The organism is Flavobacterium sp. GW821-FHT12A05, assembly GCF_058807735.1.
This window is the reverse complement of record NZ_JBXAQY010000002.1, coordinates 533733-546547: the sequence shown is the minus strand read 5'-3', so window position 1 is coordinate 546547 and position 12815 is coordinate 533733. Positions and strand designations below refer to the sequence as shown.

The window sequence follows — 12815 nt, the reverse complement described above, 5'->3', positions numbered from 1 at the left end:
ACCAAAAAACTATAAAAATGAAATTTAATTTTAAAACCACCACAAAGGCATTGTTCTTTGCAATTGCAGTATTTGCACAAGTCAAGTGCTCATCATCAAACGATGCTTTTGATCCGGGGCCGGCTCCTATTTATCCAGAAATTAAAAGTGATGTTGATTTTTGGGTTACAAAAGGAGATCAAAGCCTTTTATTAGCCAAACAATCTTCGGCTTTAGCATTTGGAACTACAAGTAATACTTTTGCCAATATTGAAGTAAACGATACTCAAAAATTTCAAACCATTGACGGATTTGGATATACTTTAACGGGCGGAAGTGTTGATGTAATTAATCAGTTAAACGCGTCAAAAAGAACAGCACTTTTGCAGGAATTATTTGGTTCAGACCAAAATTCTATTGGAGTAAGTTATATCAGAATCAGTATTGGAGCTTCAGATTTAAGTGCTGATACTTTTACTTATAATGATCTTGCTACAGGAGAAACAGACTTAAATCTGGCTAAATTTAGTTTAGATAAAGACAAAAAATTAATTGCCATTTTAAAAGAAATTCTGACGATTAATCCTAAAATATTAATCCTTGCAACGCCTTGGTCAGCACCGCTTTGGATGAAAGACAAAAACAGTTTTGTTGGAGGAAAACTAAACCCTCAATATTACGATGTTTATGCACAGTATTTTGTAAAATATATTCAGCAGATGAAAGCGCAAGGCATTACAATTGATGCCATAACGCCTCAAAACGAACCATTACATGACGGAAACAATCCGAGTATGTACATGTCAGCATCTGAGCAGGCAAAATTTATTAAAAGCAGTTTAGGTCCGGCTTTTAAAGTAGCAAACCTTACCACAAAAATTATTGCTTACGATCATAACTGTGATAATCCTAATTATCCCAAAGAAATTTTGGCTGATGCCGATGCATTCCCTTTTGTAGACGGATCTGCGTTTCATTTATATGCCGGAAATATCAACGCACTTTCGGATGTATATAATGCGTACCCAACTAAAAATGTCTATTTCACAGAACAATGGACATCCTCAACAGGAGATTTTGGAGGAGATTTAAAATGGCACCTTAAGAATGTTATAGTAGGTGCAATGAGAAACTACAGCAGAAATGCTTTAGAATGGAATTTAGCCAACGATGCTTCTTTTCAGCCTCATACGCAAGGAGGCTGCAGTACTTGTAAAGGAGCCTTAACGATAACTTCTAATGATAATTTTCAAAGAAATGTAGCGTATTATATTATTGCCCATGCTTCAAAATTTGTTCCGGCGGGTTCTGTTAGAATCGCAAGTAATATTAGCGGAAATCTGCAAAATGTTGCTTTTTTAACACCATCAGGTTCAAAAGTATTGATTGTGGAAAATGATGGAAACGCATCCGAAACCTTCAATATTAAATTCAACGGAAAATGGGTTGCCGCAACTCTGGATGGTGGAGCTGTTGGAACTTTTACATGGAAATAGAATATCAAATTAATTACTTTTCGCATGAAAAAAATATTGATAACCCTACAGCTTTTAGTTTCGATTGCTTCTTTTGGACAAGGTTTTTTACATAGAGACGGACAAAAGATCGTTGACGGAAACGGGAAGAATATTATTTTGAGAGGTTTAGGTCTTGGCGGCTGGATGGTGCAGGAAGGATATATGCTGCAGACACAGCCTTTCGCGAGTCCGCAGTATATAATCAAACAAAAAATTCAGGACGTAATTGGAGAGCAGGGAACAAAAGAGTTTTATGCTGCCTATAAAGCAAACGGAATTACAAAACGCGATGTCGATTCTCTTGCAAAATGGGGATTCAATTCTATTCGTCTGCCAATGCACTATAATCTTTATACACCGCCAATCGAGCAGGAAAAGAACGGTGAAATTACTTGGATTGAAGAAGGTTTCACCATGACCGATAATTTATTGAAATGGTGCGAAGCCAATAAAATTTATTTGATTTTAGATTTACATGCTGCTCCGGGCGGACAAGGAAATGATGCCGCAATTTCGGACTACGATACTACAAAACCAGCATTGTGGCAAAGTGAAGCCAATCAGAAAAAAATGATTGCTTTATGGAAAAAACTGGCTTCGCGATACAGAGACAGCCAATGGATTGGAGCTTACGATATTATCAATGAACCAAACTGGAATTTTACCGGATCGAATAAAAATGGATGCGATGAAAACTCAAACGGCCCTTTAAGAGATTTAATGGTTGCCGTTACTAAAGCAATCCGCGAAGTCGATACTAATCATTTAATATTTATTGAAGGAAACTGCTGGGGAAATAATTACAACGGAATTTTCCCTTTATGGGATGATAACATGGCATTAAGTTTTCATAAATACTGGAATTACAATACCAAAGAATCAATCCAAAAAATGCTGGATTACAGAACACAATACAATGTTCCAATTTGGTTAGGTGAAAGCGGCGAAAACTCCAATGTTTGGTTTAAAGATGTTTTGACTTTAGTTGAAAGCAATAATATTGGATGGGCTTTTTGGCCAATGAAAAAAATCGAAAATATTGCCGGAGTAACTTCTGTAACCAAAATTCCGGAATACGATGTTTTATTGAAATACTGGAAAGACGGCGGTCAAAAACCATCGGCTGATTTTTCGAAAAAAGCATTAATGAAAATGGCTGATAATTACAAAATGGAAAACGTAACAGTGAAACCAGATGTAATAGACGCTATGTTCAGACAAGTACAAACCAACGATACAAAAGCATACAAGAAAAATGTAATTCCCGGAAAAATTGCGGCAACGCATTATGATTTAGGAACAAACGGATATGCCTATTCTGATACAGATTTTGTGAATTACCGAGTAGAAACCAACAAGTTCGAAGAGTGGAATAAAGGAAACACAATGCGAAACGATGGTGTTGATATTCTGCCTTGCAAAGATGCTGGATCAAATGGTTTTCAGGTTTCATTTATCGACGATGGCGAATGGCTTCAATTTACAACTCAGGTTAAAAAACAAGGTAAATACAATGTTGCGATTCGTTATTCAAGCGAGAATTTAGAAGGAAAACTGTATTTAGAAACAGCAAACGGAACAAAATCGCAAGCAATAACACTGCCTGTAACCGGAGGAAATGAAAAATGGAAAACCATTACTTTATCTGATGTTGAATTGAATGCAGGACAAAATAAGATTAAAGTCGTATTTGAAAAAGGAGGTTTCAATTTGAATTATTTGGATTTTTCAGAGAGTAAAAAAGGAAACGCTAAAAAATAGGATAAAAATTCATGTGCATTAATTATGTAAGAATTTTAAATTGATAATTTGTAAGTGAATAGCGATGATATATTTGATATTGATTATTCTAACACACATAATTAACATAACTTTTAAATAAGTTTTTTTCTTTAAGGCTTCAGAAACATTAGCTTTACGGATTAAAATTTTTTAAACATGAAAAAGATAAACAAAATTATTTTAGTAGTATTCCTACTTTTTGTAAGCGGTGCATTTTATGGTCAAAATTTAAAAATCATGACTTACAACATTCGTTTGGATGTTGCTTCAGATGGAGAAAACGCATGGCCAAAACGAAAAGAGTATTTTACTTCTCAAATACAATTTTACAGCCCGGATATTTTTGGGGTTCAGGAAGCAACTCCAAATCAAGTTGATTATATAGCATCGGCTTTGCCAGATTATAACAAGTTTGGAGTAGGACGAGAAGAAGGAGGAACAGGTGAAGCGTGTACGATTTATTACAAAAAAGATCGTTTTAAAGTAGAAGGATCTAATACATTTTGGTTGTCAGAAACACCAAATGTAGTGTCAAGAGGCTGGGATGCCGCTTGCAACAGAGTTTGTACTTATGCGCTTTTTAAAGATTTAAAAACTAAAAAAACATTTTGGGTTTTTAATCTTCATCTGGATCACATGGGCGAAGAAGCAAGAGTAAAAGGCGTACAGCTTGTTTTGAAAAAAATAAGCGAATTGAATACAAAAAAATACCCTGCTTTTTTAATGGGAGATTTCAATTCAGAGCCTGATACAAAACAAATTACAGAAATTAAAAAAGTAATGGATGATACAAAAGATGTTTCGATAGAAAAACCATTTGGACCATCGGGAACGTTTAACGATTTTAAACATAACGAGCCTGTTACATTATTACTGGATTACATTTTTGTTTCAAAAAACAGTGGATTAAAAATTCAAAAACATGCAGTGTTAAGTGATTCTAAAGATTTAAAATATCCCTCGGATCATTTGCCTGTTTTAATAGAAATAGATTAAAAATGAAAAACATCAACAAAAAACTTCAAATCCTGCTTTTACTGCCTCTTATTGCAGTGCAGATAAAATGCGGATCTTCAAAAAGCGTGGTAACCAATTCGGGAAAAGCAGCATCTTGGGTGACAACCACAGATGAATCTTCTAAACTAAAAAAACAGAACGATTTGGTTTTTACAACAGAAACCAATTCAAACCAGACTATTGAAGTAAATCCTTCTCAAAAATTCCAAACCATCGAAGGCTTTGGGTTTTCGTTAACCGGAGGAAGTGCTCAAACCATTTTAAAATTAGATAAAGCAAAAAAAGAAGCATTGCTTCGCGAATTGTTTTCTAAAAACGATGATGGTATTAGTTTAAGTTACCTGCGTATTAGTATTGGAGCTTCAGATTTGAATGAGAAAGTTTTTTCGTATGATGATTTACCAGAAGGCCAAACGGATTTAAAACTGGAAAAATTTGATTTAGGCCCGGATTTAAATGATGTTGTGCCTTTATTAAAAGAGATTTTAGCCATAAATCCGCAAATAAAAATTATGGGCTCGCCATGGTCGCCTCCAGTTTGGATGAAAGATAACGGAAGCTCAAAAGGCGGCAGTTTACAGCCAAAATATTATCAGGTTTATGCAGAGTATTTTGTAAAATATATTCAGGCAATGAAATCGCACGGAATTGTTATTGATGCCATTACGCCTCAAAATGAACCGCTGCATCCGGGAAATAACCCAAGTTTATTAATGCTTGCAGAACAACAGGCAGATTTTATTGGAAATCATTTAGGTCCCGCTTTCGCGAAAGCCAAAATCAAGACCAAAATCGTGGTTTATGACCACAACTGTAACAAGCCGGAATATCCTTTAACGATTTTAAAAGATGCAAAAGCGAATCCTTTTGTAGCAGGTTCTGCATTTCATTTATACGAAGGAGATATCAGCGCTTTGTCTACAGTTCACGATGCATTTCCTAACAAAGATTTGTATTTTACAGAACAATATACAGGCTCAAAAAGCAGTTTCGAATCTGATTTGAAATGGAGCGTTAAAAACGTCGTAATTGGTTCAATGCGTAACTGGAGTGTAAACGCACTTTCATGGGGATTGGCAAATGACGAATTTTACAAACCTTTTACACCAGGCGGATGCTCTACTTGTAAAGGGGCTTTAATGATCGATCAGGCTCAAAATATCAAAAGAGAAGTTGGGTACTATATCATTGGCCACGCTTCTAAATTTGTACCGGAAGGATCAGTAAGAATTGGAAGTAATATTAGCGGAAATCTATACAATGTTGCTTTTAAAACGCCATCTGGACAAACAGTTCTAATTGTAGAAAATGATGGAATTGCAGCAGAAACATTCAATATAAAATACAATCAAAAACAAATTTCAACTACCTTAAACGCTGGTGCAGTTGCCACTTACGTTTGGTAATCAAAATTAAACTATGAGAAAATTAACCACATTTGCCTTGTTGATGGTCACGTTTTTTGCGGCCGCGCAGCAAGAAACAATCGATCAAAAAGTAAATGCTTTATTGAAAAAGATGACCCTTGAAGAAAAAATAGGGCAGCTTAATCAATACACAGGCGATAATCAGGCAACGGGGCCAATTACAATAAATCCCAACAAACAAACTGAAATCAAACAAGGTTTAATTGGTTCGATGCTAAATATCATCGGAACAAAATATACCAGACAATATCAGGAACTGGCTATGCAGTCACGTCTTAAAATTCCGTTGTTGTTTGGTCAGGATGTTATTCACGGATACAAAACAACATTTCCGCTTCCGTTAGCCGAAGCTGCAAGCTGGGATTTACAAGCAATTGAATTAGCAGCAAGAGTTGCCGCAACAGAAGCAGCCGCAAGCGGTATTCACTGGACATTTGCACCAATGGTAGATATTAGCCGTGATCCGCGTTGGGGACGTGTTATGGAAGGTGCAGGAGAAGATACTTATTTAGGATCTAAAATTGCCTACGCAAGAGTAAAAGGTTTTCAAGGAAACAAATTAGGCGATTTAAACTCGGTTATGGCCTGTGTAAAACACTTTGCAGCTTATGGAGCAGCAGTTGGAGGTAGAGATTACAACTCTGTAGATATGAGCGAAAGAATGTTATGGGAAACGTATTTACCGCCATTTAAAGCGGCTTTAGATGCAGGAGCTGCAACATTTATGAATTCATTTAATGATGTAAACGGAATTCCGGCTACAGGAAATGCACATTTGCAGCGTGATATTTTAAAAGGAAAATGGAACTTTCAGGGATTCGTAGTTTCGGATTGGGGTTCTATTGGAGAAATGGTAGCACACGGATATTCAAAAGATCTTAAAGAAGCAGCGTATTCAGCTATTACTGCAGGAAGCGACATGGATATGGAAAGTAATGCTTACCGATATAATTTAGCACAATTAGTAAAAGAAGGCCGAGTTTCTGTTGATTTAATCGACGATGCTGTAAAACGTATTCTTCGTAAAAAATATGAATTAGGTTTATTTGATGATCCTTATAAATATTCTGATGAAAAGAGAGCTGAAAAAGCATTAAACAATCCAGAACATAGAAAAGCAGCGCTTGAAGTAGCTCAAAAAAGTATTGTTTTGTTAAAGAATGAAAACCAGACTTTACCTCTTTCTAAAAACTTAAAAACAATCGCCTTCATTGGGCCGATGGTTAAAGAATACAAAGAAAACATGGGATTCTGGTCTGTAGAACTTCCAGAAGTAGATTACAATAAATGGATCGTTTCGCAATGGGATGGTTTACAAAACAAAGTAGGTAAAAACACTAAATTGCTTTATGCAAAAGGGTGTGATATAGACGGTACAAATAAAGATGGTTTTGCCGAAGCTGTAGAAACAGCAAAGCAGGCAGATGTTGTTATTTTAAGTATTGGAGAAAGACGCGACATGAGTGGTGAAGCCAAAAGCCGAAGCGATATTCATTTACCAGGCGTTCAGGAAGATTTAGTAAAAGCAATTCAGGCAACAGGAAAACCGGTTGTAGTTTTAATAAATGCAGGAAGACCGCTTATTTTTAACTGGACTGCAGATAACGTTCCTGCAATTGTGTATACTTGGTGGTTAGGAACTGAAGCTGGAAATGCTATTGCAAATGTTTTGTTTGGCGATTACAACCCGTCAGGAAAACTGCCTATGACGTTCCCGAGAGAAGTAGGACAAATTCCTATTTATTACAATCACTTTAGTACCGGAAGACCAGCTAAAGACGAAGATTCAAAAAATTATGTTTCGGCTTATATCGATTTAAAAAACTCTCCTAAATTTCCGTTTGGTTACGGATTGAGTTATACTAAATTCGATTATTCTGGTTTGAAACTTTCTGCATCAAAAATCAAAAGTAACGAAACAATTAAAGTTTCATTTCAATTATCAAATGTTGGAAAAGTGGCTGGAGAAGAAGTGGTCCAGTTATATTTAAAAGATAAATTCGGATCTGTAGTGCGTCCGGTTTTGGAATTAAGAGATTTCCAAAAAGTAAAATTAAATGCAGGAGAATCTAAAACAATCGAATTTACAATCGACAAAGAAAAGCTTTCTTTCTACAATGATAAAATAGAATGGATTGCAGAACCTGGAGATTTTGAAGTTATGATTGGAGCTTCATCAGCAGATATTAAACTAAGATCAAATTTTGAATTACTGGCAAATTAGTAAATCAATAAAAATGGGGCTTAAAGCCCCATTTTTTATATAATAAATTTTTCTATTTAAGACGTTTCTTAAAATTGAATTTTAAAAGATTAAGCAAACCTTGCTCGATAATGTCAATTCCAATTCCAAAATTGCTGTCTGCAATCGTATGATGATCTGTTCTGAATTTTTCGAAGTCCTCTGTTGGAATTTCTAAATTCGACAAAGGCTTAAAATCAATAGATATCGAAGCCCCGTTTTTAGAAACTTTTTTACGGCTTGTAAAATCAAAATAAGGATTGTTGATCGTACTTTCCTGAACTGTAAATTTTTCTTCAGTATCTATTCGCTGATCTGTTTCAAGATTAATTTCATATTTTTCGTTGTCAAAATTATGCCAAAACGGAATATCAGTATGCATAAAATCTCTCGCTCCGTTTTTAACTACATTTCGGTCAAAATACATTAAGAAACGGTTCTTTTGCGCATCTACAAAATAAGGACCTTCGATAGAAGCATTATAGTGAATTGTAAATTCATTCAGCTTTTTATCATCGCTTACAATGTCAATCGCGGCATCTTTAAAAATAGTTCTAATATCAGTTCCGTTTCTGTCATTAGAATAATTCAAAGTATAAAATAAGAAATTATTCCAGCTGTCTATAATTTCTCTTTTATTGGTGTTTTTAAAATATTTACGCATATAATTAGCGCGATTTCCTTTGTACGTTGTAGTAAGTTTTAGCAGTCCTGTATTATTTTGAGCCGTAAAATCTACTTTTTCATTAATGCCATAATAAGAAAATTTATGAGGCGCTTTAATCTGTAATTCCTGATTTGGCTTCACTTCTAAATAATGCATAAAATAGATAAACCCGCGATTTTCGATTAATCCAAATTCGTCTCTGGTTGTTGCATCGATAAAATACGTTTGACCCTTGTAATTAATTTTTAGAATTACGTGATTAAAAGTAAGCAGTGAAGGTAAATAGTATTTAATATAATGATCTGTATTAAAGTTCACCAAAACAACAGATGAATCGATGTTGATGTAATCTAAAATCACTTTCAATAAAACAGATTTTGCCTTACAGTCTCCTTGCTTATTTTCGTAAGTAATAGAAGGTTCCTGAGGTTTATGGCCGTTCATTTCATCGGCATTAAAAATGTAGTAAACATGATTTTGAACATAATCAATAGCAAATTGCAATTGCTCATCCTTGTCTGTAATCGCATCCAGTTTTTCGACCAGTTTAGGTGCGAAATCCTGTAAGGAAGATTTGTTGTAGATTTCTTCGTAAAGCGGTGAAATATAATTAGACAAATCAGTCCAATTGCTGTCTGTAGCAAAATCTATAAAAGGAGCAACCTCTCTATTCGAATCAACATAATTGATATAATTCTCTTTATCAATTATAAATCTTTCGCCTTTTTTAAGGTAATTAATTTCCGGTTCGATTACATTTCCCTGTTCATCTCTAAAAAAGGTTTTTTTGTAGGCAATCGTTTTTTCGCGCTCATTGATAAAAGTAAATTTATAAGAACCGTATGCCCAATAATTATTTGGACTAATCCAAACATACTTAAGGAATTCCTTGCGCATAAAATCACGTTCTGTAAATACCTTAACTCTAGAATCTTCTATAATTAAAACATCATAAAGACGGAGGTCTTTTATCGTAATATTTACTTTTTTATTACTGCTTAAAACACCGCCGTCACTTTGATTTTCGCTGTCTAATACTTTTATTTTGGTATCTGGAATTTTATCAATTAAAACGCCTTCTCTCAAAACGCTGATTCTATGTATAATGTAAGTTTCGTTTTCTTCAACCACAACATCCATTACAGATGCGCTTTCAAGATTAGAAGGTTCGTTCAGCGTATAAGCAACGCAGGCATATTCGCTGTTTTTGATATCGCTTGTGTAATAAATCTTGTCTAGAAAATAGCAATAATCTCTACCTTCTTCAACTTGTTTCGTTGAAAAATCAGACTCTTTTATATGTTCAATTATTTGATCATCAGTAATAACGCTTGCCCAATTTTCCGGCTTTTGAATTTTATAATTTTCTGCTTGAATTGTGTTTTCCATTGTAAATAAATTATTGTTTTTGTGGCTTTTAATTAAGTATAATCGTACTTTTTGTCCTAACAAATGTAGAGAATTTGTGTAGTTGAAGTCTAAAAATAAGCAATAATTTTTCAATAAAAAAAACTCCACCGAAAAGTGAAGTTTAGAGACTTTTTGATTTTAAGATAGTTAGAACAAAATTGTTTTTAAAAGATGCTCTTCTTAAAATACAATAGGATAAAAAATTATTTTAAAACTGTATTTATAAAGTCCATTGCACCAATTCCTTTATAAGAGGCATATAATGCTTTGTCAAAAGCTTCGCGTTTTGCCTTTTTATCTTTTGCTTCAGTTTCAACAATCATTTGGTTGAAGATTTTTTCCTGTTCTTCACTATATTTTAATGACGCTTCTAAAAGATAGGTTTTAGAAACAAATCCAAAAGAAGTCCAAATTTTGGATCGAATCTTTTCGTTGATATTTTTTAACGGATTGGCTATCATATTCACTTGCATTAAGGATCTTTTTACTTCTCAAAAAAATCTATAAACATAAATCTAATTTGTAATTTTATTCTTTCTAAAATTAAAGATTATAACAATTTTAATGTCTAATGTGTTATTATGACGCAATGTACTTATTTTTTCAATTCGTTTCTTAATTTTAACTAAAATTGTGATTTATACACTTTTCGTTCTCATTTTTGCAAACGAGTAAAAACGCTTGTTTTGCTTAAAAATGATCTGGGATCTTAAAAAATAAAGTAAATTGCATCCTCCATTAAAAAGGAAAAGAAATAATTAAAGACTCAAATGCTGCAATCCATTATAGAAAATAATAAAAATTATCAGCCTGGTCTTTCAATAGACTGCGTGATTTTTGGTTTTCATGATAATCAATTAAAAGTTTTATTGATTAAAGTACCACATAACGATAAATGGTCTTTGCCAGGAGGATTTATTCCAATTGATCAGGATATTGATGTTGCGGCAGTAACCGTTTTAAATGAAAGAACTGGAGTAGAGGGCGTTTTTTTGAGACAATTTGCCACTTTTGGAAAAATCAAAAGGAACGATAATCATTTTGGTGAAGAAATTTTAAAACGCTTAAATATTGATGCCGAACAAGGAAAATGGTTTACCCAGCGTTTTGTTACCATAGGCTATTATGCCTTAGTCGATTTTTTGAAAATAGTTCCCAGCCGAATAAACAGTTCCGAAATTGAATGGATTGATCACAAAGAAGTTCCGGAACTCATTTTAGATCATAAAGAAATTGTAGATAAAGCTCTGGATACACTTAGAATTGAATTGAATTTAATGCCGATAGGGTATAATTTACTTCCCGAAAAATTCACAATTCCGGAACTGCAAAAACTCTACGAAACGATTTTAGACAAAAAGTTAGACAGAAGAAATTTTCTTAGAAAAATAACCAACATAGGCATTCTGACTAAGCTTGATGAAAAGAAAAATAATGTAGCACACAAAGCACCGAACTTATATTCTTTTGATAAAGAAAAATACAACGAGGTCTTAAAAAATGGATTAAATCAGGGTTGGTAAATTAAGGTTAAACTTTAAAATTTACAATTATGGTCGCTATCGAAACCTTTAGAAAATTAGCGTTATCGTTTCCAAACTCAACTGAAGAACCTCATTTTGAGAAAACTTCTTTCCGAATCAAAAAGAAAATTTTTGCCACTTTTGATGAAAAAAATAATCACGCCGTTTTAAAATTAAACGAAATCGATCAATCGGTTTTTTGTGCATCAAGCGAGAAGATTTTCTATCCAATTCCAAATAAATGGGGAGCGCAAGGCTGGACAATTGTGGAACTTTCAAGAGTAAGGCCCGAAATGTTTGAGGACGCGTTAATACGATCCTATGAAACTGTGGCTTCGCAAAAGAAGTAATATTTCTATCTCACAATCGTTCTAAAAGTCAAATTTACCCTCGTTTTTTGAGTAGTTTTTGTTGGAGGAAGTCTGTGAAGCCAATGCGTTTGTGTTTCATCTTTCATGACCAACAAACTTCCATGTTCCAAGATTAATGAAACTGTTTCTTTAGATTCTTTGTGTTTGAAAGCGAACTTTCTTTCGGCACCAAAACTAACAGAACCAATTGCGCCGTTTTTTTTCAAATCTTTTTCTGCATCACTGTGCCATGCCATTCCTTCTTCTCCGGAATGATATAAATTGAGCAGACAGGAATTAAACGTTTCTCCTGTTTTTTCTTCAATGATTTTTTTTAGTTTCAAAAGCTCGGGAGTCCAAGGCAAAGCTTTTTTGGTTGTATTCGAATACGTATATTCAAACTCCTGATCGCCGTACCACGCTACTTTTCGTTTGGTTAAGATTAGTTTCCCAAAGATAATGGCTTCATCATTTTTCCATTCAATTGTATTTAATAAAATATCACGGTAGAAATCAGCTTCTGTTCTCGAAAATAGCTTTCCGTAATAATTCACCGTTCCATCTTTAGGAAGCAGATTTGTTGTTTCGTCTATTTGAGGATTAAATAAGTCCATTTTTCCATTTTAAATATTCCGGTTTCATGCAATGTCCGCAAGGTCTAAAACCATTTTGTTTCGCTTCATTCTGGGAAGAAAAGAAAACCCGATTTTCACGTTTCATTCTTTTCCCCGAACTGCATTTAAGCGTTCCGTAGATTTTTAATTTTTGGTTCCCACCGAAACAAATTTCTGCATTTTTAATTTTATTCTGGAGATCAGAGTCGGGAATTTTATTGTGTTGTATCATTTGTTCTTTAAGTTACAAAGGTTCAAAGCAGCAAAGGTTCAGAGGTTTTGGGTAG

11 protein-coding genes are annotated in these 12815 nt (G+C 34.1%); 7 read left to right on the top strand and 4 right to left on the bottom strand.

What is annotated here, in order from left to right:
* Positions 1–17: 17 nt before the first annotated feature.
* The 5 genes from AC1RRQ_RS05760 (at position 18) to AC1RRQ_RS05740 (ending at position 7946) form a co-directional block, all read left to right on the top strand.
* Positions 18–1475 carry a glycoside hydrolase family 30 protein gene (locus AC1RRQ_RS05760; protein ID WP_493022067.1) on the top strand — a complete coding sequence of 486 codons (1458 nt, stop codon included), beginning with the start codon at positions 18–20 and terminating at the stop codon, positions 1473–1475.
* A gap of 24 nt (positions 1476–1499) precedes the next feature.
* Positions 1500–3257 carry a cellulase family glycosylhydrolase gene (locus AC1RRQ_RS05755; RefSeq protein ID WP_493022066.1) on the top strand — a complete coding sequence of 586 codons (1758 nt, stop codon included), beginning with the start codon at positions 1500–1502 and terminating at the stop codon, positions 3255–3257.
* A 177-nt stretch (positions 3258–3434) separates the two neighbouring features.
* Positions 3435–4274: an endonuclease/exonuclease/phosphatase family protein gene (locus tag AC1RRQ_RS05750; protein WP_493022065.1), complete on the top strand. Its 840-nt coding sequence runs from the start codon at positions 3435–3437 to the stop codon at positions 4272–4274.
* Positions 4275–4276: 2 nt separating this feature from the next.
* Complete coding sequence (locus tag AC1RRQ_RS05745) at positions 4277–5701, top strand: glycoside hydrolase family 30 protein (RefSeq protein WP_493022064.1); 1425 nt, start codon at positions 4277–4279, stop codon at positions 5699–5701.
* A 13-nt stretch (positions 5702–5714) separates the two neighbouring features.
* Entirely contained in the window at positions 5715–7946 is a 2232-nt protein-coding gene (locus AC1RRQ_RS05740; RefSeq protein WP_493022063.1) for a glycoside hydrolase family 3 N-terminal domain-containing protein, read from the top strand.
* 52 nt (positions 7947–7998) lie between these two features.
* On the opposite strand, the gene AC1RRQ_RS05735 is transcribed toward AC1RRQ_RS05740, so the two are convergent.
* On the bottom strand, positions 7999–10020 hold the full coding sequence (locus AC1RRQ_RS05735) for a DUF3857 domain-containing protein (RefSeq protein ID WP_493022062.1): 2022 nt from the start codon (positions 10018–10020) through the stop codon (positions 7999–8001).
* Positions 10021–10244: 224 nt separating this feature from the next.
* The gene (locus AC1RRQ_RS05730; RefSeq protein WP_493022061.1) at positions 10245–10514 is read right to left on the bottom strand and encodes a hypothetical protein; all 270 of its coding nucleotides are present in this window, start codon (positions 10512–10514) and stop codon (positions 10245–10247) included.
* Positions 10515–10811: 297 nt separating this feature from the next.
* On the opposite strand from AC1RRQ_RS05730, the gene AC1RRQ_RS05725 reads away from it, so the two are divergent.
* Both AC1RRQ_RS05725 and AC1RRQ_RS05720 read left to right on the top strand, forming a co-directional pair.
* On the top strand, positions 10812–11564 hold the full coding sequence (locus AC1RRQ_RS05725; RefSeq protein WP_493022060.1) for an NUDIX hydrolase: 753 nt from the start codon (positions 10812–10814) through the stop codon (positions 11562–11564).
* 29 nt (positions 11565–11593) lie between these two features.
* On the top strand, positions 11594–11914 hold the full coding sequence (locus AC1RRQ_RS05720) for an MmcQ/YjbR family DNA-binding protein (RefSeq protein WP_493022059.1): 321 nt from the start codon (positions 11594–11596) through the stop codon (positions 11912–11914).
* Between the two features lie 5 nt (positions 11915–11919).
* On the opposite strand, the gene AC1RRQ_RS05715 is transcribed toward AC1RRQ_RS05720, so the two are convergent.
* Both AC1RRQ_RS05715 and AC1RRQ_RS05710 read right to left on the bottom strand, forming a co-directional pair.
* Complete coding sequence (locus AC1RRQ_RS05715) at positions 11920–12528, bottom strand: alpha-ketoglutarate-dependent dioxygenase AlkB family protein (protein WP_493022058.1); 609 nt, start codon at positions 12526–12528, stop codon at positions 11920–11922.
* Entirely contained in the window at positions 12515–12760 is a 246-nt protein-coding gene (locus AC1RRQ_RS05710; protein ID WP_493022057.1) for an Ada metal-binding domain-containing protein, read from the bottom strand. Before AC1RRQ_RS05710 ends, AC1RRQ_RS05715 begins: the two co-directional genes overlap by 14 nt.
* Positions 12761–12815 lie beyond the last annotated feature (55 nt).

Coding starts and splice junctions, on each gene's coding strand:
- AC1RRQ_RS05760 (WP_493022067.1), top strand. CDS start 18: ATGAAATTTAATTTTAAAACCACCACAAAGGCATTGTTCTTTGCAATT.
- AC1RRQ_RS05755 (WP_493022066.1), top strand. CDS start 1,500: ATGAAAAAAATATTGATAACCCTACAGCTTTTAGTTTCGATTGCTTCT.
- AC1RRQ_RS05750 (WP_493022065.1), top strand. CDS start 3,435: ATGAAAAAGATAAACAAAATTATTTTAGTAGTATTCCTACTTTTTGTA.
- AC1RRQ_RS05745 (WP_493022064.1), top strand. CDS start 4,277: ATGAAAAACATCAACAAAAAACTTCAAATCCTGCTTTTACTGCCTCTT.
- AC1RRQ_RS05740 (WP_493022063.1), top strand. CDS start 5,715: ATGAGAAAATTAACCACATTTGCCTTGTTGATGGTCACGTTTTTTGCG.
- AC1RRQ_RS05735 (WP_493022062.1), bottom strand. CDS start 10,020: ATGGAAAACACAATTCAAGCAGAAAATTATAAAATTCAAAAGCCGGAA.
- AC1RRQ_RS05730 (WP_493022061.1), bottom strand. CDS start 10,514: ATGCAAGTGAATATGATAGCCAATCCGTTAAAAAATATCAACGAAAAG.
- AC1RRQ_RS05725 (WP_493022060.1), top strand. CDS start 10,812: ATGCTGCAATCCATTATAGAAAATAATAAAAATTATCAGCCTGGTCTT.
- AC1RRQ_RS05720 (WP_493022059.1), top strand. CDS start 11,594: ATGGTCGCTATCGAAACCTTTAGAAAATTAGCGTTATCGTTTCCAAAC.
- AC1RRQ_RS05715 (WP_493022058.1), bottom strand. CDS start 12,528: ATGGACTTATTTAATCCTCAAATAGACGAAACAACAAATCTGCTTCCT.
- AC1RRQ_RS05710 (WP_493022057.1), bottom strand. CDS start 12,760: ATGATACAACACAATAAAATTCCCGACTCTGATCTCCAGAATAAAATT.